23 protein-coding genes are annotated in these 21,002 nt (G+C 70.6%); 13 read left to right on the top strand and 10 right to left on the bottom strand.

Annotation, left to right across the window (positions count from 1 at the left end; all coding sequences use genetic code 11):
- Together ACZ4TR_RS30900 and ACZ4TR_RS30895 are read left to right on the top strand one after the other, a co-directional pair.
- A complete protein-coding gene (locus ACZ4TR_RS30900; RefSeq protein ID WP_465290839.1) occupies window positions 1-564 on the top strand; it encodes a DJ-1/PfpI family protein in 564 nt (187 codons plus the stop codon).
- Between the two features lie 122 nt (window positions 565-686).
- Window positions 687-1,394 (top strand): FadR/GntR family transcriptional regulator, encoded by a 708-nt coding sequence (locus tag ACZ4TR_RS30895; RefSeq protein WP_465290837.1) that lies wholly within the window; start codon window positions 687-689, stop codon window positions 1,392-1,394.
- A gap of 4 nt (window positions 1,395-1,398) precedes the next feature.
- On the opposite strand, the gene ACZ4TR_RS30890 is transcribed toward ACZ4TR_RS30895, so the two are convergent.
- Genes ACZ4TR_RS30890 through ACZ4TR_RS30875 form a run of 4 tightly spaced genes read right to left on the bottom strand, consistent with a single transcriptional unit; the run spans window position 1,399 to window position 6,362 of the window.
- Entirely contained in the window at window positions 1,399-2,424 is a 1,026-nt protein-coding gene (locus ACZ4TR_RS30890; protein ID WP_465290835.1) for an ABC transporter permease, read from the bottom strand.
- Entirely contained in the window at window positions 2,417-3,916 is a 1,500-nt protein-coding gene (locus ACZ4TR_RS30885) for a sugar ABC transporter ATP-binding protein (RefSeq protein WP_465290833.1), read from the bottom strand. The genes ACZ4TR_RS30890 and ACZ4TR_RS30885 overlap by 8 nt, the downstream gene beginning before the upstream one ends.
- Window positions 3,917-3,943: 27 nt before the next feature.
- Window positions 3,944-4,993, bottom strand: coding sequence for a sugar ABC transporter substrate-binding protein (locus ACZ4TR_RS30880; RefSeq protein WP_465290831.1), 1,050 nt, complete (start codon window positions 4,991-4,993; stop codon window positions 3,944-3,946).
- A 46-nt stretch (window positions 4,994-5,039) separates the two neighbouring features.
- A complete protein-coding gene (locus tag ACZ4TR_RS30875) occupies window positions 5,040-6,362 on the bottom strand; it encodes an enolase C-terminal domain-like protein (RefSeq protein WP_465290829.1) in 1,323 nt (440 codons plus the stop codon).
- Between the two features lie 167 nt (window positions 6,363-6,529).
- Here ACZ4TR_RS30875 and ACZ4TR_RS30870 point away from each other — a divergent pair, with 167 nt between their 5' ends.
- From ACZ4TR_RS30870 to ACZ4TR_RS30855, 4 genes are all read left to right on the top strand, one after another.
- Window positions 6,530-7,627, top strand: a complete 1,098-nt coding sequence (locus tag ACZ4TR_RS30870; RefSeq protein WP_465290827.1) for a substrate-binding domain-containing protein — start codon at window positions 6,530-6,532, stop codon at window positions 7,625-7,627.
- An 8-nt stretch (window positions 7,628-7,635) separates the two neighbouring features.
- Window positions 7,636-8,610 carry an ABC transporter permease gene (locus ACZ4TR_RS30865; RefSeq protein WP_364526918.1) on the top strand — a complete coding sequence of 325 codons (975 nt, stop codon included), beginning with the start codon at window positions 7,636-7,638 and terminating at the stop codon, window positions 8,608-8,610.
- Complete coding sequence (locus tag ACZ4TR_RS30860) at window positions 8,607-9,374, top strand: ATP-binding cassette domain-containing protein (protein WP_465290825.1); 768 nt, start codon at window positions 8,607-8,609, stop codon at window positions 9,372-9,374. The genes ACZ4TR_RS30865 and ACZ4TR_RS30860 overlap by 4 nt, the downstream gene beginning before the upstream one ends.
- A gap of 220 nt (window positions 9,375-9,594) precedes the next feature.
- Window positions 9,595-11,028 (top strand): non-reducing end alpha-L-arabinofuranosidase family hydrolase, encoded by a 1,434-nt coding sequence (locus tag ACZ4TR_RS30855; RefSeq protein ID WP_364526922.1) that lies wholly within the window; start codon window positions 9,595-9,597, stop codon window positions 11,026-11,028.
- Between the two features lie 59 nt (window positions 11,029-11,087).
- Here ACZ4TR_RS30855 and ACZ4TR_RS30850 read toward each other — a convergent pair whose 3' ends face one another.
- Both ACZ4TR_RS30850 and ACZ4TR_RS30845 read right to left on the bottom strand, forming a co-directional pair.
- Window positions 11,088-11,708, bottom strand: coding sequence for a DUF3159 domain-containing protein (locus ACZ4TR_RS30850; protein WP_465290823.1), 621 nt, complete (start codon window positions 11,706-11,708; stop codon window positions 11,088-11,090).
- Entirely contained in the window at window positions 11,705-12,835 is a 1,131-nt protein-coding gene (locus ACZ4TR_RS30845) for an FAD-dependent oxidoreductase (RefSeq protein WP_465290821.1), read from the bottom strand. Before ACZ4TR_RS30845 ends, ACZ4TR_RS30850 begins: the two co-directional genes overlap by 4 nt.
- A gap of 102 nt (window positions 12,836-12,937) precedes the next feature.
- Between ACZ4TR_RS30845 and ACZ4TR_RS30840 the strand changes: the two genes are divergently transcribed.
- Window positions 12,938-13,546: a TetR/AcrR family transcriptional regulator gene (locus tag ACZ4TR_RS30840; RefSeq protein WP_465290819.1), complete on the top strand. Its 609-nt coding sequence runs from the start codon at window positions 12,938-12,940 to the stop codon at window positions 13,544-13,546.
- A gap of 3 nt (window positions 13,547-13,549) precedes the next feature.
- On the opposite strand, the gene ACZ4TR_RS30835 is transcribed toward ACZ4TR_RS30840, so the two are convergent.
- Window positions 13,550-14,569 carry a YbhB/YbcL family Raf kinase inhibitor-like protein gene (locus tag ACZ4TR_RS30835; RefSeq protein ID WP_465290817.1) on the bottom strand — a complete coding sequence of 340 codons (1,020 nt, stop codon included), beginning with the start codon at window positions 14,567-14,569 and terminating at the stop codon, window positions 13,550-13,552.
- Window positions 14,570-14,723: 154 nt separating this feature from the next.
- Here ACZ4TR_RS30835 and ACZ4TR_RS30830 point away from each other — a divergent pair, with 154 nt between their 5' ends.
- Window positions 14,724-15,359, top strand: a complete 636-nt coding sequence (locus ACZ4TR_RS30830) for a GntR family transcriptional regulator (RefSeq protein WP_465290816.1) — start codon at window positions 14,724-14,726, stop codon at window positions 15,357-15,359.
- A gap of 191 nt (window positions 15,360-15,550) precedes the next feature.
- Here the strand turns inward: ACZ4TR_RS30830 and ACZ4TR_RS30825 are convergent, their stop codons facing one another.
- Both ACZ4TR_RS30825 and ACZ4TR_RS30820 read right to left on the bottom strand, forming a co-directional pair.
- Window positions 15,551-15,919: a VOC family protein gene (locus ACZ4TR_RS30825; RefSeq protein ID WP_465290814.1), complete on the bottom strand. Its 369-nt coding sequence runs from the start codon at window positions 15,917-15,919 to the stop codon at window positions 15,551-15,553.
- Between the two features lie 99 nt (window positions 15,920-16,018).
- Window positions 16,019-16,621: a TetR/AcrR family transcriptional regulator gene (locus tag ACZ4TR_RS30820; protein WP_465290812.1), complete on the bottom strand. Its 603-nt coding sequence runs from the start codon at window positions 16,619-16,621 to the stop codon at window positions 16,019-16,021.
- Window positions 16,622-16,706: 85 nt separating this feature from the next.
- On the opposite strand from ACZ4TR_RS30820, the gene ACZ4TR_RS30815 reads away from it, so the two are divergent.
- The 3 genes from ACZ4TR_RS30815 to ACZ4TR_RS30805 are packed head-to-tail and all read left to right on the top strand — an operon-like array spanning window position 16,707 to window position 18,303.
- Window positions 16,707-17,075, top strand: a complete 369-nt coding sequence (locus tag ACZ4TR_RS30815; RefSeq protein WP_465290810.1) for a DUF1330 domain-containing protein — start codon at window positions 16,707-16,709, stop codon at window positions 17,073-17,075.
- Window positions 17,075-17,827 (top strand): alpha/beta fold hydrolase, encoded by a 753-nt coding sequence (locus ACZ4TR_RS30810; RefSeq protein WP_465290808.1) that lies wholly within the window; start codon window positions 17,075-17,077, stop codon window positions 17,825-17,827. Before ACZ4TR_RS30815 ends, ACZ4TR_RS30810 begins: the two co-directional genes overlap by 1 nt.
- Window positions 17,824-18,303 (top strand): hypothetical protein, encoded by a 480-nt coding sequence (locus ACZ4TR_RS30805; protein ID WP_465290806.1) that lies wholly within the window; start codon window positions 17,824-17,826, stop codon window positions 18,301-18,303. The genes ACZ4TR_RS30810 and ACZ4TR_RS30805 overlap by 4 nt, the downstream gene beginning before the upstream one ends.
- 1 nt (window position 18,304) lies before the next feature.
- Here ACZ4TR_RS30805 and ACZ4TR_RS30800 read toward each other — a convergent pair whose 3' ends face one another.
- Window positions 18,305-18,871, bottom strand: coding sequence for a TetR/AcrR family transcriptional regulator (locus ACZ4TR_RS30800; RefSeq protein WP_465290804.1), 567 nt, complete (start codon window positions 18,869-18,871; stop codon window positions 18,305-18,307).
- Between the two features lie 48 nt (window positions 18,872-18,919).
- On the opposite strand from ACZ4TR_RS30800, the gene ACZ4TR_RS30795 reads away from it, so the two are divergent.
- Both ACZ4TR_RS30795 and ACZ4TR_RS30790 read left to right on the top strand, forming a co-directional pair.
- Window positions 18,920-20,146 carry a metal-dependent hydrolase family protein gene (locus ACZ4TR_RS30795; RefSeq protein WP_465290802.1) on the top strand — a complete coding sequence of 409 codons (1,227 nt, stop codon included), beginning with the start codon at window positions 18,920-18,922 and terminating at the stop codon, window positions 20,144-20,146.
- The gene (locus ACZ4TR_RS30790) at window positions 20,143-20,997 is read left to right on the top strand and encodes an alpha/beta hydrolase (RefSeq protein ID WP_465290800.1); all 855 of its coding nucleotides are present in this window, start codon (window positions 20,143-20,145) and stop codon (window positions 20,995-20,997) included. The genes ACZ4TR_RS30795 and ACZ4TR_RS30790 overlap by 4 nt, the downstream gene beginning before the upstream one ends.
- Window positions 20,998-21,002: the final 5 nt, after the last annotated feature.

Raw genomic sequence — 21,002 nt, 5'->3', positions numbered from 1 at the left:
ATGGCCCGGGTGCTGATCCTGACCGGCGACGCCGCCGAGGAGCTCGACTCGATGTACCCGATCTTCCGCCTGCGCGAAGGCGGCCACGAGGCGGTGGTGGCCGCCCCCTCGACGCGTCCGGTGCACCTGGTGGTGCACGACTTCGAACCCGGGTGGGACGCCTACACCGAGAAACCGGGGCACCTGCTCCCGGTCGACCTGGCGTTCGCCGACGTGGACCCGGCCGGTTTCGACGCGCTGGTGATCCCCGGCGGACGGGCGCCGGAGTACCTGCGGACCGACCCGGAAGTGGCCCGGATCGTCCCGCACTTCTTCGAGCGCGAGCTGCCGGTCGGCACGATCTGTCACGGCGCGCAGGTGCCGGCGGCGCTGGGTCTCCTGCGCGGCCGCACCACGGCCGCGTTCCCGCCGCTGAAGACGGACATGGAGCAGGCGGGCGCCACGTTCGCCGACGCACCCGACGTCGTCGACGGCGCGATGGTGTCCTGCCGCGGCTGGCCCGACCTGCCCGAGTGGTCCCGCGCCTTCCTGCGGGTGCTGGAGAAGACGAACCCGGACCACTGAACATCACATGTCTCGACAGCGAACAAGCCTGTAGCCGTCGAATTCAGCGAACAGCGGAGGCATTTCTCCGGATTCATCATATGACTGATAGGGTCCTCGGCAATCGATGCCCGAGGAGCACCATGGCGAGGTCCCTGACCGACGAAGCGATCGACCGGATCCGGGAGTTCGTCCGGTCCGGGCGGTTCCCCGCCGGTGCCAAGCTGCCTCCCGAGCACGAGCTGGCCACCGAACTGGGCATTTCCCGCAGCCCCACCCGGGAAGCCGTGAAAGCGCTGGCGCTCGCCCGGGTCCTCGAGGTCCGCCGCGGTGACGGCACCTACGTCACGAGCCTCGCCCCCAGCCTCCTGCTGGAAGGCCTGGGCAACGCCGTGGCGCTCATGCGGGGCGGCACCGTGCTGGAGCTGACCGAGGTGCGCCGGCTCCTGGAGCCCGCCGCCACCGGGCTCGCCGCGACCCGGATCACCGACGCCCAGCTCGCCACCGTCGCCGACCTGCTCGACGCGATGCAGGAGGCGGTCGAGGACGTCGAACGCCTCACCGTGCTCGACGCCGCCTTCCACCGCGCGGTCGTCACCGCGTCGGGGAACGAAACCCTGACGGCGCTGCTGGACGGCATCTCCTCGCGGACGCTGCGGGCGAGGATCTGGCGCGGCACCGTCGACCGGGGCGTCACGCACGAAACCCTGTCCCAGCACCGGGCGATCTACGACGCGCTGGCCGGCCGCGATCCCGCCGTGGCCACCGCGGCCGCGCTGCTGCACGTGGACACCTCCGAACGCTGGCTGCGCGCCCACCTGGCCGACTTCCCGAACCTCGAAGACGGGTAGCGCCTCAGGTCTGCCGCTTGCCGCTGGTGATGCGGGACATCACCAGCGCGACCAGGATGATCGTGCCGTTGAGCGCCCCGATCCACTGCGCGGGCACCCCGGCCAGCGTGAGCACGTTCTGGATCATGTACAGCAGCAGGATGCCGGTGAACGCGCCGAACAGCGTGCCGCGGCCGCCGTTCAGGCTGACGCCGCCGATCACCGCCGCGGCGAAGACGGTGAAGATGTAGCCGTTGCCCTGCGCCGCCGCCACCGACGCGAGCCGGCCCGAGAGCAGCAGCCCGCCGAGCGCGGCCAGCACGCTCGCCCCGATCAGCACGATCCACACGATGCGATCGGTCCGGATGCCCGCGGCCTTCGCCGCGTCTTCGTTGCCGCCGATCGCGTAGAGGCTGCGGCCGAACCGCGTGTGGCCGAGCAGGACGATCCCCCCGGCGAACAGGAGCACGCAGATCCAGATGGAGGCCGGGATCCCGGCCCACAGCGTCGTGCCGAGGTAGAGCATCGATTCGGGCATGCCGAAGAACGTCTGGCCGCCGGAGATCCCGGTCAGCAGGCCCCGCAGCACGATCAGCATGCCGAGGGTGACCACGAACCCGCTCAGCCCGAACCGGACGATCAGCAGGGCGTTGAGCGCCCCGACCAGCACGCCGACCACAAGCACCACGGGCACCGCGGCCCACGACGGGAGCAGGCCGAGGGAATGGCCGCCACCGATCGTCAGCCAGGCCGCGACGCCCGGGGCTAGGCCGAATGTGGACTCCAACGAGAGATCCATCTTGCCGACGACCAGCACCAGGGTCTGGGCGAGCACCAGCAGGGCGATCTCCGACATGGTCTGCAGGATGTTGAGCACGTTGTCGTATTGCAGGAACACGGGGTTCACCAGCTGGCCGACCACGGCGATCGCGAGGATCCCGGGTACCAGGGCGAAATCGCGCAGGCGGGCGACGGCGACGCGCCGCGGCGGGCGCGCGGCACCGGGCTCGGTCTGCTCCTCGGGGCGCAGCACGGTGGGGCTTTCAGGCATCGAGGTCGACTCCTTCCATGGCGGCCACGACTTCGCGGTCCGGCCGGCCGGCGGGTAGTTCGGCGGTGAGCCGTCCGTGGACCATGACGAGCACGCGGTCGCAGAGGCGCAGGTCGTCCAGCTCGTCGGAGGCGATCAGTACCGCGGTGCCCGCGGCGGCGGCTTCGGCCACCTTGCCGAGGAGGAACTCCTTCGACCGCACGTCCACCCCCGCGGTCGGGGTGATCAGCACGAGCACCCGGGGATCCCCGGCGAGCGCGCGGGCCATGACGACCTTCTGCTGGTTGCCGCCGGAGAGCGCCGACACCGGCAGCTCCGGGCCGGGTGTCTTCACCGCCAGCCGGGTGATCATCGTCCCGGCCAGCCGGTCGCGCAGCGCCGCCCGGACGAAGATGCCCGGGCCGAGCCGGTCCATGACGGACAGGGTGGTGTTGTCCGCGATCGACATCTCCGGCACGAGTCCCTGGTGGTGGCGGTCTTCCGGGACGAAGCCGATTCCGGCGGCGAGTGCCGCCGGGACGTCGCCGGGGCGAGGACGGCGATCCCCGACGAGGATGGTTCCCGAACTCGCCCGCCGGAGCCCGGTCAGCGTTTCGGCGACCTCGGTCTTGCCGCTGCCGCCGGCCCCGGCCAGGCCCACGATCTCCCCCGGCGCGACGTCGAAGGAGACGCCCTCGTAGCTCGGGGCGAGGCTCAGCTCACGCACTTGCAGCGCTGGAGGCACTTCGAGCCGGGTCGACGAAGCGCGTTCTTCGGCGACGACGGCGTTCTCGCCGGTCATGGCCGCGACGAGGTCGGCCTTCGGCAGCTCGGCGACCGGTGCGGTCAGGACGTGCCGGGCGTCGCGGTAGACCGTGACCGTGTCGCAGATTTCGTAGACCTCCTGCAGGTGGTGGCTGATGAAGAGGAACGTCACGCCCTGCCGTTGCAGGTCGGCGACGTGGCCGAACAGCCGGGTGATGGCGCCGCCGTCCAGCTGCGCGGTCGGCTCGTCGAGGATGACGAACCGGGCGCCGAAGGACAGTGCTCGGGCGATCTCGACGAACTGCCGCTGCTCGACGCCGAGCTCGCCCGCGGGCCGGCGGACGTCGACGTCCACCGACCAGCGTTCGAGCAGCCGGGTGGCTTCGCGGCGCACCGCGGACCAGCGGACGAACCCGCCGCGGGTCTCCTGCCGGTTCAGGAACAGGTTCTCCGCCACCGAAAGGTCGGGGATGATCGTCGAGCGCTGGTACACGCAGGCCACCAGCGACCGCCACTTGTCCCGATCGGACTGTCCTGGCGCCGGTTCCCCGTTCACCAGCACGGAACCGGAATCCGGCTCGGTCAGTCCGGTGAGGACGGACACGAGCGTCGACTTCCCGGCGCCGTTGCGGCCGACGAGCGCGTGCGTCTGTCCCGGCAGGACGGTGAGGTCGGCGTGGTCCAGCGCGACGGTGGCGCCGTAACGCTTGACCACCTGCCGCGCTTCGACGACCGGCACGGTACTCATGTCCACCTCCTCTCCGCAGCGATCCGCTCAGCTCTTGGCGTTGCCCCACAGGGACTTGTCGTCGACCTTGACGCTCGCGACCGGCCCGAAGCTCGCCCCGTCCGCGGTGACCAGGGGCGCCGCCAGCTGGTCCTCCATCAGGCCGTCGCGGACCGCGACGATCGTGCTGTCGTGGTCGGTCTTGCCCGGTGCCGGCGTCTTGCCCGCGATCGCGTCCTTGACGTACTGCAGCGCGTACTTGGCGAACAGGTCGGCGGGCTGGGAAACGGTCGCGTCCATCTCCCCCGCCCGGATCTTGCCGAGCTCCTCGGGGATGCCGTCGTTGGACACGATGAACACGTGCTCGGGGTCGGCCGCCGGCACGAGCAGGTTCCGTTGCTTCAGCAGCTGCAGCGTCCCCGACAGGGCGAAGCTGGACTGCATGTAGACACCCTTGATGTCCGGGTTCGCGGTCAGCCGGGTCTGCAGCTTCTGGGCCGCGGTGTTGGCGTCCCAGTTCGTGGCTTCGCCGAAGACCGTGATCCCGGGGAAGTTCTGCTTCATGCAGTCGTTGAAGGCTTCGGTGCGGTCCCGCCCGTTGATCGACGCGAGGTCGCCCTGCAGCATCACGACCTTCCCCTGGCCGCCGAGCTTCGTGCCGAGGAACCGGCACGCCTTTTCGCCGTAGGCGCGGTTGTCCGCCCGCACCACCATGTAGACGGTGCCCTGGTCGGGCCGGGTGTCGACGGACACGACCGGGATCTTCTTCCCGGCCAGCTGCTGCAGGGTAGGGATGATCGCCGCGGTGTCCTGCGGCGCCATCACGACCCCCTTGACGCCCTGGCTGATCATCGTCTGCACGTTGGCGGTCAGGGTGGCGACGTCGTTCTGCGAGTTCGTGGTCTTGAGCTCCAGGCCGAGCTGGCCGGCCAGCTGGGGCACGTACTTGATGTAGGCGTTCCAGAAGTCGGTGTCGGAGCGCGGGTAGTCGACGCCCACGACGGTTCCCCCGGAGGCGGCGGTGCCCCCGCCGCCACTGCAGCCGGCGAGCACACCGGCTGCGACGACGGCGGCCGCGCACAGGTAGCGGATCTTCATGACCTCTCCTCGTTGACAGGCTGCGAAAGGATTCGCGGGCGGATGGTCACGCGACCACCACCGTTTCTTCGTGCCAGGCCGGACCGTCGGGGTACCGGTAGCGCGCCACGGACTCGGTGTGCAGGCGGGCGCCGAGGCCGGGCCGGTCCGGCGCCAGGTACCTCCCCCGCTCGACCCGCACCGGGTCGACGAAGTGCTCGTGCAGGTGGTCCACGTACTCGATGACCCGGTCGTGACGGGTGCCGCTCACCGCGACGAAGTCGAACATGGCCAGGTGCTGCACCATTTCGCAGAGCCCGACCCCGCCGGCGTGCGGGCACACCGGCACGCCGAACTTCGCGGCCAGCAACAGGATCGCGATGTTCTCGGTGACCCCGGCGACCCGGCTCGCGTCGAGCTGGAGGATGTCGATCGCCTCCGCCTGCAGGAGCTGCTTGAACATCACCGTGTTGTGCGTGTGCTCCCCGGTGGCCACCTTGATCGGCGCCACCGCCCGGCGGATCGCGGCGTGGCCGAGCACGTCGTCGGGCGAGGTCGGCTCCTCGATCCAGTACGGGTCGAACTCCGCCAGCGGCCGCAGCCAGGCGATGGCCTGGCCGACCCCCCACGCCTGGTTGGCGTCGATGGCGATCCGCACGTCCGGGCCGACGACCTCGCGCGCCAGCCGCAGGCGCCGGACGTCCTCGCCGAGATCGGCCCCGACCTTGAGCTTGATCTGGGTGAACCCGTCGGCGACCGCCTCCGCCGCGAGCGCCGCCAGCTTCTCCGGCGAATAGCCGAGCCAGCCGGGAGTGGTGGTGTAGGCGGGATAGCCCGACGCGAGCAGCTCGGCCTGGCGAGCCGCGCGGCCCGGTTCGGCTCGCCGGAGGATGTCCAGCGCTTCGTCCCGGGTAAGCGCTTCCTGGAGGTACCGGAAGTCGATCAGGTCGACCAGTTCCGCCGGCGGCAGTTCGGCGAGCAGCCGCCAGACCGGCTTGCCTTCGCGGCGCGCCCGCAGGTCCCACACGGCGTTGACGATCGCCGCCGCGGCCATGTGGATCGCGCCCTTGTCGGGGCCCAGCCACCGGAGCTGGCTGTCGCCGGTCAGCCGGCGCGAAAAGCCGCCGAGATCGGCGAGGGCGTCGTCCACCGGCATGCCCGCGACCAGGGGCACCAGCGCCCGGACGGCGGCGACCTGCACGTCGTTGCCGCGCCCGACGGTGAACGCGAGGCCGTACCCCTCGTCCCCCGCGCTCGTGCGGATGGTGACGTACGCGGCGGAATAGTCGGGTTCCGGGTTCATCGCGTCGGACCCGTCCAGGCTCAGCGAAGTCGGGAAACGCACGTCCACGGCTTCGATCGCGCTGATCACCTCGGGCAAGGTCGCCACCTCTCACGCGAACACAAGGGACAGACAACATACGTATAGGTACGCCTCGACCCTCGGATTGTCCAGAAGTCCGGCGATCTCCCGGGAAGAGCTGGTCGAGACATCATACGTCTGCTACGGTCTACGGCAGTTCCGCTCCGGTCCACTGAGACGAACGCGGGGACACCATGACGGCTGAGACCGGCTCCACTTCCCGAAGAACCGCACTGAAGTACCTGGGCATGGGTGGCGGGACGGTGGCCGCGAGCGCCCTGCTCGCGGCGTGCACCGGCGTCCAGGAGGCGCAGAACGGCGGCAAGTCCGGGCCGTTCCCGAGCACCCCGCAGTGGCGGTTCGTGTTCGTCAACCACGTCACCACGAACTCCTTCTTCGTCCCGACCCGAAGCGGGCTCGCCGACGCCGCCGCGTTGCTCGGCGTGCCCGAGCCCCAGTGGACCGGCTCGGAGAACGGCAACGTCGCGCAGATGGCAAGTGCCATGGAAACCGCGATCACCGGCAAGGCCGACGGGATCGCGGTCGCGCTGACCGACGACAACGCGTTCGTCGACCTCACCAAACGCGCGCTGGGCGCGGGTATCCCGGTGATCGCGTACAACGCGAGCGCCGCCGGCAACTACCCGCTCGCCTACGTCGGCCAGGACCTGTACCTGTCCGGGTTCCGGATGGGGCAGCGCATCGCGCAGAGGGTCACCTCCGGCGACATCCTGGTCGGCATCTCCCAGCCCGGGGGCAACAACGTCCAGCCGCGGCTGGACGGCATCACCGACGCGCTCAAGCAGGCCGCACCCGGCGTGCGCGTCCAGTCGGTGAACACCGGGGCCGAGCAGGCCGGGGAGCTCAACGCGATGACCGCCGCGTACACCGGGAACACCGCGGCCAAAGGGATTTACGCGGTCGACGCCGGCAGCACCGCCGCGTGCGCGAAGCTGATCGCCGACCGCAAGCTGTCGGGCAAGCTCGGCAGCGGCGGGTTCGACCTGCTCGACGACACGGTCACCGGGGTCAAGGACGGCGCGCTCGACTTCACCATCGACCAGTCCCCTTACCTGCAGGGTTTCCTGTCGGTGCTTTACCTGTACCTGTTCCGGCTGTCCGGGACGCTGGTCGCGCCGCCGGTCACCGACACCGGCCTCACGTTCGTCACCAAGGAGAACGTCGGCCCGTACGCGACGGCCCGCAGCCGGTTCGAAGGCGGCGACAACAAGGACGTGCTCGCGATGCCGGGCTCGATCCCCCTGCCCCCGCCGTCCGTGCTGAGCCGGTAGGCGGGGCGATGCCGTCGAAACCGGCGCTGCTCGGCGTGATGCAGGTCAAGGAACTGAGCATCCTGCTGGTCACGATCGCCGCGGGGATCTACTTCACGGTGACGAGCGGAGCGTTCAACTCCCTGGACAACTACCAGACGATCGCCCAGTACGTGGCACCGTGGTCGATCATCGCCGCGGGGCAGGTGATGCTGCTGATCTGCGGTGAGATCGACCTCTCCGCCGGCTTCGTGTTCACCCTCGCCCCGTTCACGATGATGCAGTTCTTCGTCAACGGGTGGCCGCTGTGGCTCGCGCTGCTCGGCGCGGTCGCGGTGAGCACGCTGGTCGGCGTGGCGAACGGGCTGATCCGGACCGTGCTGGGGATCCCGTCGTTCATCACCACGCTGGGCATGGCTTTCCTGTTGCAGGGCCTGGTGCTGATCATTTCGAACGCCCGTCCGGTCGGCACGCCGAAGGACAGCGGGGTGCTCGAGGTGTTCGGCGGGGCGCGCTGGACCGAGTTCCTGTGGGCCCTCGGCGTGGTCGTCGTCATGCAGGTGGTGCTTTCGGCGACCCGGTTCGGCATCCACACCCAGGCCACCGGCGGGAACCCGGTCGGTGCCGCGGAGTCCGGCATCCCGGTCAACCGGGTGAAGGTGGTCAACTTCGCGATCACCAGCACCCTGGCCGGGCTCGCCGGCATCCTGCAGGGCACGCGGGTCGGCTCGTACGACCCGACCAACGGCGGGTTCACCACGATGTTCTTCGCGGTGGCGGCGGCCGTGATCGGCGGCACGGCGCTGCTCGGCGGCTCCGGCACGGTGGTCGGCGCGTTCCTCGGCGCACTGCTGCTGGGCATCGTGTTCGACGGGTTCAACCTGACCGGCGTCAGCGCGAACGCGTTCAACGTCGTGCTCGGCGCCGCCATCCTCGGCGCCATGGTGCTGAACGTGACGCTGATCGTGGTGCGCAAGCGCGTCGGATCCCGGGAGCGGACATGAGCGAAGAGCCGGCCGGCGAGATCATCCGGGTCGAGGGCATCAGCAAGAAGTTCGGCCCCGTGACGGCGCTCGCCGACATCACCCTGCACGTGCGGCGAGGCGAGATCCTCGGGCTCATCGGGGACAACGGCGCCGGCAAGTCGACGCTGATCAAGATCCTCACCGGCTACCACCAGCCGGACGGCGGAAGCATCGTGTTCGAGGGCGAGCCGACGACGCTGAAGTCCGTGGTGCACGCGAGGTCGCTGGGCATCGAGACGGTGTTCCAGGACCTGGCGATGATCAACGACCTGCCGGTGTACCTGAACCTGCACCTGAACCGCGAGCTGACCCACCGCCCGCTGCCGTTCCTGCGGCGCCGCGAGATGAAGCGCCGCGCCCGCGAGGCGCTGGACTCGATCGGCATCAGCATCCCGTCCGTGACCGCCGAAGTGGGCATGCTCTCCGGCGGCCAGCGGCAGGCGATCGCGGTGGCCCGGTCGGTGTACTCGAAGGCGAAGCTGCTGCTGCTCGACGAGCCGCTCGCCGCGATGGGCGCCAAGGAAAGCACGGTGATCCTGCGCCTGCTGCGGGAGCTGAAGCAGCGCGGCGACATCGCGATCGTCCTCATCGCGCACAACTACGGGCAGGTGATGGACGTCTGCGACCGGGTCAACCTGTTGCAGCACGGCGAGATCACCTTCGACCGGAGATCCTCGGACACCTCGGTGACCGAGCTCCTCGAGCTGGTGCACGCGGAATACCGGCTCGAGGGTGGCCACTAGGCGCGTCCGCGTTCGTGTAACTTTCACGGCCCGGCTCTCGTCGTGAATCCGGGACCGTGGCCGTGAGGTGCCAAGACCACCCGGCGCGGTGTCCCCGCACTCTGGTGCCCGGGCGCGTCGATTGACAACCCTCCGCCCGGAAGTCCAGGCTGGCGCAACCCATGTTAGCGATAACAGTCGGCTCGGAAGCGGGCCTGAAGCAGGCTGGGAAAAGGTTGTCATGAAAAGAGGAACCATCAGATCCCTGATCGGCGTGCTCGCCGCCGCGACGACGGTGGTGGCGGGGGTGACCCTCGGGACCCCCACGGCCCTGGCCGACGTCACCGGCGCCCTGCACGGCGTCGGATCGGGCCGGTGCCTGGACGTGGCGAACGCCAGCCAGGCCGACGGTGCCGCTCTGCAGATCTACGACTGCTCGGGCGGCGCGGGCCAGCAGTGGACGCTGACCGACGCGGGCCTGCTGACGGTGTTCGGCGGCAAGTGCCTGGACGTGCCCGGCAGCGCGACCACCGCCGGTACCCGGGTGCAGACCTGGACGTGTCACGGCGGAGCCAACCAGCAGTGGCGGGTGAACTCCGACGGCACCATCGTCGGGGTGCAGTCCGGGCTCTGCCTGGACGTCACCGGGGCCGGCACGGCCAACGGCACCGCCGTGGCGATCTGGACGTGCAACGGCGGCAGCAACCAGAAGTGGACGGGCCTGTCGGGCACCACCCCGACGACCACCACCACGACCGGCGGCGGCAGCGGCTGCTCCCTTCCCTCGTCCTACCGCTGGTCGTCGACGGGGGTGCTGGCACAGCCGAAGAACGGGTGGGTCTCCCTCAAGGACTTCACCAACGTCGTCTACAACGGCAAGCACCTCGTCTACGCGTCGAACGTCGCGGGATCGTCGTACGGCTCGATGGCCTTCACCCCCTTCACGAACTGGTCCGACATGGCTTCGGCCGGCCAGAACGGGATGAACCAGGGCACGGTGGCGCCGACGCTGTTCTACTTCGCGCCGAAGAACATCTGGGTGCTGGCGTACCAGTGGGGTGCCTGGCCGTTCATCTACCGCACCTCGAGCGACCCCACCAACCCCAACGGCTGGTCCTCGCCGCAGCCGCTGTTCACCGGCAGCATCTCCGGCTCCGGCACCGGCCCGATCGACCAGACGCTGATCGCCGACGGCTCGAACATGTACCTGTTCTTCGCCGGGGACAACGGAAAGATCTACCGGGCGAGCATGCCGATCGGGAACTTCCCGGGCAGCTTCGGCTCGAACTACACGACGATCATGAGCGACACGCAGGCCAACCTCTTCGAAGCCGTCGAGGTCTACAAGGTGCAGGGCCAGAACCAGTACCTGATGATCGTCGAGGCGATGGGCGCGAACGGGCGCTACTTCCGCTCGTTCACCTCCAGCAGCCTGAGCGGGTCGTGGACCCCGCAGGCCGCCAGCGAAAGCAACCCCTTCGCCGGCAAGGCCAACAGCGGCGCCTCGTGGACCAACGACATCAGCCACGGTGACCTGGTCCGCACCAACCCCGACCAGACCAAGACCATCGATCCGTGCAACCTGCAGTTCCTCTACCAGGGCAAGAACCCCAGCGCGAGCGGACCGTACGACCAGCTGCCGTGGCGGCCGGGAGTGCTGACGCTGCAGCGCTGAGCACCCCTCCCGCCCAGGAACCCCAGCCGGCCACCGGCTGGGGTTCCTTTCGCCCGGCGCTATGGGGCCGTCCCCGGGTCTTCGCGCAGGATCCGCCAGCACACGTAGACGCAAACACCGGCGGCGGGGGCACCTCCCAGCACCGTGGCGGCGATGCCGAGCGGGAGCACCGTCCCGGCCGAGTACAGCGGCACCAGCACGGCCGTGGCGAGGGCGAACTTCGCCAGGAACACCGCCGTGCACACGGCATACCGGCGCCGCTGCCGGCGATCGCGTCGCCAAGCGACGCCTTCGCCGCGCACGGTGCCCAGCACCACGCCGATGACCGGCCAGCGCACCAGCAGCGAAACCAGGAACAGCGCGCCGCCCACCGCCTGCACCACGACGGCGGACAGGTAGAAGTCGGCCGCGTTGCCGGTGGTTCCGGCCAGCACCGCGGACGCCGCGACCACGAGCACCCCGACCGCCGGCTGCCAGACCTTGCCGCCGGTGCACAGCCGCACCACGGCCAGCACCACCACGCCGCCGACCGCGACCAGCGCGGACGTCAGCACCTGCCCGGTCACCAGGTACGCGACGAGGAACAGCGCCCGCGACGCGACGCCTTCGGCGACCGTGCGCCAGCCACCGGCCGCGCTGAACAACGACAGCGACTTCTGCGTCACCAGGCCGAGGCTCATACGCCCGCCTTCGCGCCGGCAGCAGGAAAACCGGTGCGGCGCATCGTGTCCTCGTAGGCGCCGATCGCGTCGAGCAGGCCGAGCCGGCCGCGGTACGCCCCGGCCAGTGCCTCGCAGAGCCGGTGCGCGTCCTGCATCGCCAGGTTGCCCCCGAACCCCGGGGCCAGGTGGACGGCGTCGCCGAGCACCGTCACCGGACCGGCGGACCAGGCCGGGATCGGCGGGATGTGCCCGATGCGCAGCGCGACGGTGCGGTCCGGCCACGCCTCGGCGACGACCGATCGCAGGGCGGCGGGCAGGGCCGCGGTCAGCTCCCCCGCCCGGTGCCACGGCTCGGCCCGGCCGAGTTGCTCCCGCGTGACGGGCAACGCCCACATGACGTAGTCCTCGATCCCGTCGACCGCGCTCCGGCGCAGGGCCGGCAACCACCGCTGCCGCGCGGTCGAGGGTGGTTCGGTGAACCGCAGGACACCCAGCACCATCATCGTGTCCCGCACGTGGGCGGCGGCGGGGCTGTCGCCGATCAGGCCGGGCAGCCCCGTGCCGAGCACGGCACGCAGCGGGGTGGCGCCCATGATCATCCGGCGTCCCGAGTCCACCACCCGCAGATCGGGCAGGTACCGGCGGCGCACGGCCGACCCGATCCCGTCCGCGCCGACCAGCACGTCGGCGGTGTCCGTGCGGCCGTCGGCGAACCACACCCGGACCGTGCCGTCGGCGCGCCGCTCGAACCGCGTGAACTCGGCGCCGAACCGGACCACGTCGGCCAGGTCCGTCAGCAGCACCGCCTTCAGCAGCGGCCGGTGGACCTGCCGGCCGGGCCGGGCCCGCCCCGCCGTGCCGTCGGAGGGCAGCGCACCCGTGACGGCGAGCTCTCCGTCCACATCGGACAGTGTCAGCGTCTGTTCGCGTGGACCTCCCGTCGTGGCCTCCACCATCGCGACGTGCGCCGGAGGCAGGCACGCACGCAGCGCCGACGCGCCGCGCTCGTCGACGTGCAGGCTGACCCCCTGCGGACGTCCCGTCGCGGTGTCCCGCTCGTACACCGCGACGTCGATCCCCTCCCGGCGCAACCCGTGCGCGAGGGTCAACCCGCCCAAGCCGGCGCCGGCCACCACCACCCGCATGTCACCATCCCCATTCTTCATCGCCTGATGAAGAACACCGTACGGCGAGTTCGGGCAAAACTCCACCGGCCGATGAAGAAAGGGTGTTAAGCTTCGGGGGTCATGACAGAGCACGACAACAGCAGCCGCCCCGGACGCTGGCGGTCCGGCGCGGAGAGCAAGCAGCGGATCCTGCGGGTCGCCCGCGAGCTGTTCCACGAGCACGGCTACGGCAGCACGACCGTGCGCGCGATCGCCACCGCGGCGGGCGTCGACCCGGCGATGGTCTTCTACTTCTTCGGCACCAAACAGGGCCTGTTCGGCGCCGTGACCGACATGTCCGGCGACGTCCCGCCGGCCCTCGAGGCGATCTTCGCCGGCGACCTCGCCACCCTCGGCGAGCGCATCGTCCGGACGCTCGTGGAGAACCTCGACAAGTCCGACCACCTGCCGCTGGTGACCTTGACCCGGTCGGCTCCCGCCGACCCCCGGTCCGCGGCGCTCCTGCGCGAGTTCATCGACCGCGAGATCACCGGCCGGCTCGCGGCGCTGCTCGGCACCCCGGACGCGAGGCGGCGGGCGGGCATGGTCGACGTCCAGCTCCTGGGTCTCGCGGTGGCCCGGTACATCGCGCAGATCGAACCGATCGCGTCCGCGTCCGTCGACGAGGTGGTCACCACGTTCGGCGCCCTCGTGCAGCACTGCCTGACCGGGCCGATCACCCCGGCCTGAGGGTCAGGCGGCGGCTCGCCGGCGGACGGTGCGCTCGAGGATTCCGAGCGTGGCCTTCAATGCGGACTCGGGAACCACCGGGAAGACGAGGCGCCGCTTCCACTCCTCGCCGATTTCCGACCAGTCGTAGTACGACGTGACCAGGGTGCCACCCTCGGCCGGTTCCAGCCGGTAGCCGTAGAGGTGCCGGGCATGGGGCCGGACGCGGCCTTCGACGGTCCAGGCGATCTCCTCGTCCGGGACGAGCGTGGTGATGACCACTTCGACGTCGTACTTGCCCAGGGGAACGTCGCCGAGGGCCTCCCGGTCCATGTGGACGAGGAACCGGTCGCCGGGCTGCTTCACCGGTTGTCCTTCGGCGTCGATGAGCATTCCCGACGCGTCGATGTCCACGTGACCCTTCGGGTCGGTCAGGACCGCGAAGACGGCGTCGGCGGAGGCGGGGATGAGCCGGGAAACCTCGATGCGGTCCCGGTTTTCGTCGGGCCCCGGCGTTTCCGCCGTGGCGATCAGGACGGCGCGGCCGAGGGTGTGCGAGGACATCGTGAAGCCGAGGAAGGCCGGGGTGGCGTCGGGCGGGACGTCGACCGACTCGACGTCGAGGGCGTGCACCACGACGAAGTAGCGGTGCGGGCCGTGCCCGGCCGGCGGGGCGGCGCCGAGGAAGCGGGTCGCGCGGGCGTCGTTGGGCAGCTGGAAGGCGCCCTCGGGCAGGCCCGAGCCGGTGTCGTCGCCGGCGCCCTCGGGCAGTTCGGTGACGGTGGCGGGGATGCCGGCGACCGCCCAGTGCCAGAACCCGGACCCGGTGGGGGCGTCGGGGTCGTAGACGGTGACGGCGTAGCTCTTGGTGCCGTCCGGGGCGCCGCTCCAGGACAGCTGCGGGGAGAGGTCCTTGCCGCCGGGGACGCCGAAGATGCCGGAGAACTGTGCGGGTGGCAAAGCGGCGCCGTCGGTGACGGTGCTGCTGGTGACCGCGAAGGCCGCCGCCTCCGGGAGGCGGGCGAACGGGTCGTTGGCGCTCATCGCGTGCTTCCTTCCAAGCCGATCCACGGAGGCGGCTCCGGCCGCTCCGTCGCTTACCGATCGACCATAACACGGATAATCGATTATCTGTCCGATCGTCTATGCTGTAGCCATGCCAGGGACCGCCCACCCCTCCCCCTCATCGGGGAAACAGATGCTTTCCGAGCAGGTCTACGCGCACCTGAAGGACGCGATCATGCGCGGCGACCACAAGCCCGGCGAGGCGCTCAAACCCCAGGACCTCGCCGGCCGGCAGGGCGTGAGCCTGGCTGTCGTGCGCGAAGCGCTCGTGCGCCTGGTCGGCGACGGCCTCGCCGACCGGCTGCCCAACCGCGGCTTCGCCGTCCCGGCTTTCTCCGACCGCCGGTGGCAGGAGGTCATGGACGCCCGCCGAACCCTCGAACCGGTCCTGCTGCGCACCTCCATCGAGCGCGGCGACCTCGACTGGGAAGCCCGCGTCCGGGCCGCCCACCACCGGCTGGCCCGCACGCCGCCGTTCAAGCAGGAGGAGGGCGCTTACTACAGCGCCGCCTGGTCGGAAGCCCACCGGGTGTTCCACCGCACACTGCTGGAGGGGTGCGGCAACCCCCTCCTGCTGGAGACGTTCGACCGGATGTGGACGGCGAGCGAGCTGGCCCGCCGCTGGTCGGCACACCGCAATCCAGGGCGCGACCACATCGGCGAACACCGCCGGCTGGAGGAAACGGCATTGGCACGTGATCCCGACGCCGCGGCCGAGGCACTGGTGCGGCATTTGACTCTGACCGCGGCCGGACTACGCGAAACCTGACCCTGTCGCCGAGTCGGCGCCGACGATCGGATCACCCCTCCCCGGCCACGACCACGTCGGCGAACACCGCGGCCGAATCGCTGGTACGGCACCTCACCGTGACCGCGGCCGGACTGTACGAAGCCTGACCCTGTCGCCGGACCAGCCCTCCCCCGATCTCCTCCTCGGCGACGTCCGGCGGCGTTCGGCTGTCAGGTGCGGTCGTGGAGCGTGACGTGGTAGCCGTCGGGGTCGGCGAACGTGAAGGTCCGGCCAAAAGGGCCGTCGATCGGCGCGGCGACGATCGTGTGGCCGTCGGCGGCGAGCGCGTCGTGGATGGCCTGGACGTCGGTCGCGTGGAGCCAGATCGCGGCGCCGATGCCCGGCTGGGCTACGGAGGCCAGATCCGTGCCGGGAACGATGTCGCGGAGTGCGAACGTGATCGGCTTCGTCTCGAAGACCACGGCGTGCGGAGGTCCGGCCGGCGAGCGGACGAGGCCCAGGTACTGCTCGTAGAACGCCTGCGAAGCGGCGAGGTCGCGCGCTTGGAGCGAGATGAAGTCGGGGCCGGTGGCGGGCATGGCGCTGCTCCTTCTGTTCATGTCAGGTTCCTGACAACCGTCACTGTATGTCAGGTTCCTGACATCGGTCAAGGTGGCCCCCTGTCGAGGCGCAAGCGGCTATGCCGGAGCGAGCGCCCGGCGCCAGTAGCCGGTGACACTCCCGCGCATCCCCTCGACGTCGACACCACGCGGGTCCAGCAGCCGCTGCAGGGCGATCCCGCGCAGCTGCCCGACGATCGCGATCGCGACGTCGTCCGGCCTCAGACCGGGGTCGAGCACACCCTCCGCGATACCGGCCTCGACGTCGGCACGCAGCTCGGCGCGGAAAGCGTCGTCGCGCTCGCGGAAGATCGCGGCCAAGTCGGGTTGCGTGGCGGCCTCGGCCCACAGCAGCAGGAAGGCCTGGTTGAACACGCCGATGCGGGCCAGTTCGCCGAGGTAACCGTCGACCAGCCGCAGGAGGCGGTCGAGCCCGGGTGGCAGATCGTCGAGGCCCGGCACGAACCCGGCCTGCGTCGCCCGCGCGAGCCGCTCCACCAGCGCCTGCTTACCGCCGAAATGATGGGTGACGATGCCGCGGCTGTAGCCGGCACGTTGCCCGACTCGCGCCAGCGTCAGCGAACGAACCCCCTGCTCGACGACCAGTTCGGCGGCGGCCGCCAGCAGCGCGGCTTCGGCTTGGTCTCGACGTTCCTGCTGGGTGCGACGGGTGGCGGCCATGCGCCGCAGTCTAGCAAAGTAACTTGCGTGTCGACCAACAAGTATGTGTACGCTGACGAGCGAGTACCGAATCCAGGAGGTTCCGATGATCGAAATCGACGACCGCGCACTCGACGCCCTGCTGGCCGACGACCCGGGCGGCCCGGTGGTGATGCTCAACCTGCTGCGCTTCCGCCCGGACGGCGGCCGGGAGAGCTACCAGCGCTACGCGGAGGCCCTCGGCCGGTCGATCAACGCCCGCTACGGCCTGAGCGTGGAGTACCTGGGCGACGGCGGGCGAGCACTGGTCGCCGAGGACGGGCAGGCCTGGGACATGGTGGTGCTGGTCCGCTACCCGGACCGGCGGGCGTTCGCCGCCATGATCCGCGACCCCGAGTACCAAGCGGCCGCCCACCTGCGCAGCGAAGCGCTGCTGGAAGCGGTCCTGCAGCCGACCACACCGGTCGCCGTCTGATGCCCGCGGTCTTCGTCCACGGCAATCCGGAGACGGCGGCGGTCTGGGAGCCGCTGCTGGCCGAGCTCGCGGCCACCCGGTCCGACCTGATCTGCCTGTCCCCGCCCGGCTTCGGCGCGCCGCTGCCCGCCGGGTTCGGCGCCACCCAGGCGGACTACCGGGACTGGCTCGCCGAGGAGCTCACGGCGCTGGGCGAGCCGGTCGACCTGGTGGGGCACGACTGCGGCGGCGGCCACGTCGTGAACCTGGTGCTGAGCCGCCCGGACCTCGTCCGCAGCTGGGTCAGCGACGTGCTCGGGACCTACGACCCCGGCTACCGGTGGCACGACCTGGCGCGCCGGTGGCAAGCACCGGGGGTCGGCGAAGCCGACGTCGCGGCGCGGTTCGGCGGTACGGCCGAGGAGCGCGCAGAAGTGTTGGTACAGCGGGGAATGAGCCGGCCGGTCGCGGCTCGCGTCGCGGCCGGGCAGGACGCGGCGATGGGGCGGGCGGTCCTCGCGCTGTACCGCTCCGCCGCCGATCCGGGCTCCCGCGGGCTCGGGCTGGACCTGGAGCGCGCGGCGCAGCGGCCGGGGCTGGCGATCCTGGCCACGGCGGACCAGGTCGTCGGCACCGAAGAGCAACGCCGGCGAGCCGCCGGCCGCGCGGGTGCGCCGGTGGCGGTCCTCGAAGGCCTGGGCCACTGGTGGATGACCGAAGACCCGGCTCGCGGCGCCGCGGTCCTGGCCGGCTTCTGGGCGACGATCACATGAGTGCGGACCCCGAGTCGCGCGTCGCCGAGCTCTTCGCGTGCTTCCGTCCCGGGTGGACGGTCCAGGCGATCGCCGAGAGTGCGGGAATTCCCGCGCGGTACCTGCGGTCGTGGGTCACGCCGGAGGAGACCGGCCCTCCGGCCGCTCCCCCGCCGAAGTCGGTCCTGCTGCGGCTGGCGGTGGCGCTGGGCGCGGACTTCACGGTGGTTCGGCAGGCGTTCACGGCCGCCTGGAGCACTACAGAAAGCAGTTACTGGAGCCACTTCACCCCGGGCGACCGGGTACTGGTGTTCGGCGCGCCGGACCCGGCGAACGGCCGCCGCCGGGTCCGGCGCGCAACGGTGCTCGACCCGCCTTCGCCCGACATCATCGGGATCGCTTTCGAGGACGGGGAACACGGGGAGTTCTCGCCGGCCGATCCGGTCCGGGTCAGCCACGCGGCCGGTGCCTGCCGGTGCGTGGTGACGATTCCGTGAATCAGCCCTTGCTCATGCGCAGGATCAAGGCGACCGCGTCCTCCGAGTGGGCCGCCGGAGTCAAAACCTCCTGCAGGAGCAGGCCGCGAATCGCGGCGATGGTGACGGAGGCCGTGGTCAGCGCCTCCTCGGCGCCGCGCCCTTCGCGTTCCGCGAGCGAGGCCAGGATCTTGGTCAGGTCGTCGAGCGAATCGATGAACTCGCGGAAGTTCTCCGGGCGGTACGCGGCCAGACCCACGACGTGGAAGAAGCCACGGACCCGCGACAGCTGCTCCGGGCGCGTGTACGTCCGCCAGATCGCCACGACGAGGTCGTCGAAGGTGCCTTGCCGGGCCACCTCGTAAAGCGCCTCGTTGTCCCGGGATCGCTGCGCCTTGAGCATGGCCGCCAGGACGCCCGGAAGCGACCCGAAGTGGTAGCGCAAGAGGGCGTGGCTGGTCCCGGCCCGGGCGGCGACCTCCCGGAGGGACACCTCCGGTGCGGGAAGGGCCTCGTCGAAGGCGTCGAGGAGCCGGGCCAGGAGACGCTCGCGCGCGTCGCCGGTGCGTTCCGTGCTTGACAGGATCACTCCCACAGTTTATCCATTGGAAAAGAACGACGGTGGAGGACATGGCTTGTGGGACCTTTTCAGATAGCCGGCGCGGCGGTCGCCGACGGGTCGGGTCGTGACCCCGTCGACGTCACCGTCACCGTCGAAGACGGGCGTATCGCCCAGCTGGGTGCCTCCAGCGCACCCGGCGAACGCCTCGACGCCGGCGGCCTGACGATGACGCCCGGCCTGATCGACGCTCACGTCCACTGGGGACTGTCGAGCCCGATCCAGCCGCAGTTCTCGTTCCGGATCAGCGCCGCGGAGCTCGCGGCGGACATCTTCGCCACGGCCGGCGCGACGCTCGACGCCGGCTTCACCACCGTCCGGGACACCGGCGGGATCGACGGCGGCGTCGTCACCACGATCGCCAAGGGCAAGGTCAGGGGGCCCCGCGTCCTGTCGTGCGGACCGGTCCAGTGCCAGACCGGCGGGCACGGCTACTACGGCGCCGAGTGGGAACCGACCGAGCTGTGGAGCAGCCATCACGTACCCGGCCTGTGCGCCCTGTCCATGATGGCGGGCAACGCGGACGAGCTGCGAAGCAACGTGCGCGAGGCCTTCCGTCGCGGAGCCTCCTTCCTGAAGCTCTGCGTGACCGGCGGCGTGGTCGGCGCGCACGATCGGCTGACCGACACCCAGTTCACCGTGGAAGAGATCGCCGTCGCCGTGCAGGAAGCCACAGCACGCGGCACCTACGTGACGGTGCACGCCCACAACAGCGAAGGCATCCGCAACGCGATCGAGGCCGGGGCGCGCTGTGTCGAACACGGCACCGGCCTCGACGAGTCCACGGCCACCCTGATGGCCACTCGCGACGTCGCCCTGGTGCCGACGTTCGCCGTCGTCGAGCAACTGCTGCACGACACCGCCGGAGCCGGCCTCGGCGAGACGACCCGCGAGCGGGTGCAGGGCGTTCGTGAGCGGATGACCGAGGCGCTCGCCGTCGCCAAGGAGGCCGGAGTGCGGATCGGGCTGGGTTCCGATCTCATCGGCCCGGCTCAGGACCGCCGAGGCGAAGAACTCGAGCTGCGCGCAGAACTCGAGACGCCGATGGAAGCACTCGTGGCGGCCACCAAGACCAACGCCGAGATCCTGGGCCTGTCCGGCGAGGTCGGGCTCATCGCTCCCGGCATGCAGGCCGACCTCGTGCTCTGGAACGGCAACCCGCTCGAAGATCCGAAACTCTTCGCCGACCCCGCCAACGCCGTCCTCGTTCTCAAGGCCGGCCGAGTTGTGAAGGACCTCCGATGAGCACCATGTGGCAGGGCTGCCTCGCCGACACCGACTACTTCGAAATGCGCTCGGGCGGCGGGCACGACTACGGCGTCTGGGTCACCACCCCACCCGGCTACGACCCCGCCACGACACCAGCGCCCGCCGTGTACGTGCTCGACGGCAACTGGGCCGTGGGCATGACGGCTCCGCTCATCGTCACCCAGCTCGACCCCATGCAGCGGATCCGGCCCTACATCCAGGTCAGCGTCGGCTACGCGGGCGAGGAGGCGCAGCACTGGGACCGGCTGCGCAACCGGGACCTCGTGCCCCCCGGCGAGCCCGTCGCCCAGGAGCTCATCGATGCCGTGGAGCTGGGAGTGCAAGCGGGCGCGAGGACCCGCGAGGAAGCCGACGCCTACCTCGCCGAACTGCGCGACACCCACGCCGATGCGTTCCTGGAGTTCCTCACCGCGGAACTGCACCCGCGGATCGAACGCGACTACGGCACCGCCACGAGCGGCCACGGCCTCTTCGGTTACTCCTACGGCGGACTTTTCAGCCTCTACACCTGGCTCACCGGCAGCACGCTCTTCGAGAGCGTCGGAGCGGGCAGCCCCGGCGTCACCGGTGAAGACAGCCGGATCTTCGCCCAGCTCCAGGAGATGGGTGACCGGCAGCAGGCCGCCCAGCTCCACGTGACCCTCAACGAACAAGAGCTGCTCGGCGACCTGGCCATCTACCAGAACCTCGCGAAGAACACGGCCACCGTCCTGCACCGCCTGATCTCACGCGGCGACACCGTCACCAGCGCGGTCCTGAGCGAAACGCACGTGACCGGCCTGCAGGCCTCGTTCCTCAGCTACCTCAGGACCTGCCGGGCCCGGTGAGCGCG

It is taken from the genome of Amycolatopsis sp. NPDC028719 (assembly GCF_055565395.1).
The sequence above is the reverse complement of the archived record's forward strand: the minus strand, read 5'-3'. Positions and strand labels throughout refer to the sequence as shown.

Coding starts and splice junctions, on each gene's coding strand:
- ACZ4TR_RS30900 (WP_465290839.1), top strand. CDS start 1: ATGGCCCGGGTGCTGATCCTGACCGGCGACGCCGCCGAGGAGCTCGAC.
- ACZ4TR_RS30895 (WP_465290837.1), top strand. CDS start 687: ATGGCGAGGTCCCTGACCGACGAAGCGATCGACCGGATCCGGGAGTTC.
- ACZ4TR_RS30890 (WP_465290835.1), bottom strand. CDS start 2,424: ATGCCTGAAAGCCCCACCGTGCTGCGCCCCGAGGAGCAGACCGAGCCC.
- ACZ4TR_RS30885 (WP_465290833.1), bottom strand. CDS start 3,916: ATGAGTACCGTGCCGGTCGTCGAAGCGCGGCAGGTGGTCAAGCGTTAC.
- ACZ4TR_RS30880 (WP_465290831.1), bottom strand. CDS start 4,993: ATGAAGATCCGCTACCTGTGCGCGGCCGCCGTCGTCGCAGCCGGTGTG.
- ACZ4TR_RS30870 (WP_465290827.1), top strand. CDS start 6,530: ATGACGGCTGAGACCGGCTCCACTTCCCGAAGAACCGCACTGAAGTAC.
- ACZ4TR_RS30865 (WP_364526918.1), top strand. CDS start 7,636: ATGCCGTCGAAACCGGCGCTGCTCGGCGTGATGCAGGTCAAGGAACTG.
- ACZ4TR_RS30860 (WP_465290825.1), top strand. CDS start 8,607: ATGAGCGAAGAGCCGGCCGGCGAGATCATCCGGGTCGAGGGCATCAGC.
- ACZ4TR_RS30855 (WP_364526922.1), top strand. CDS start 9,595: ATGAAAAGAGGAACCATCAGATCCCTGATCGGCGTGCTCGCCGCCGCG.
- ACZ4TR_RS30850 (WP_465290823.1), bottom strand. CDS start 11,708: ATGAGCCTCGGCCTGGTGACGCAGAAGTCGCTGTCGTTGTTCAGCGCG.
- ACZ4TR_RS30845 (WP_465290821.1), bottom strand. CDS start 12,835: ATGCGGGTGGTGGTGGCCGGCGCCGGCTTGGGCGGGTTGACCCTCGCG.
- ACZ4TR_RS30840 (WP_465290819.1), top strand. CDS start 12,938: ATGACAGAGCACGACAACAGCAGCCGCCCCGGACGCTGGCGGTCCGGC.
- ACZ4TR_RS30835 (WP_465290817.1), bottom strand. CDS start 14,569: ATGAGCGCCAACGACCCGTTCGCCCGCCTCCCGGAGGCGGCGGCCTTC.
- ACZ4TR_RS30830 (WP_465290816.1), top strand. CDS start 14,724: ATGCTTTCCGAGCAGGTCTACGCGCACCTGAAGGACGCGATCATGCGC.
- ACZ4TR_RS30825 (WP_465290814.1), bottom strand. CDS start 15,919: ATGCCCGCCACCGGCCCCGACTTCATCTCGCTCCAAGCGCGCGACCTC.
- ACZ4TR_RS30820 (WP_465290812.1), bottom strand. CDS start 16,621: ATGGCCGCCACCCGTCGCACCCAGCAGGAACGTCGAGACCAAGCCGAA.
- ACZ4TR_RS30815 (WP_465290810.1), top strand. CDS start 16,707: ATGATCGAAATCGACGACCGCGCACTCGACGCCCTGCTGGCCGACGAC.
- ACZ4TR_RS30810 (WP_465290808.1), top strand. CDS start 17,075: ATGCCCGCGGTCTTCGTCCACGGCAATCCGGAGACGGCGGCGGTCTGG.
- ACZ4TR_RS30805 (WP_465290806.1), top strand. CDS start 17,824: ATGAGTGCGGACCCCGAGTCGCGCGTCGCCGAGCTCTTCGCGTGCTTC.
- ACZ4TR_RS30790 (WP_465290800.1), top strand. CDS start 20,143: ATGAGCACCATGTGGCAGGGCTGCCTCGCCGACACCGACTACTTCGAA.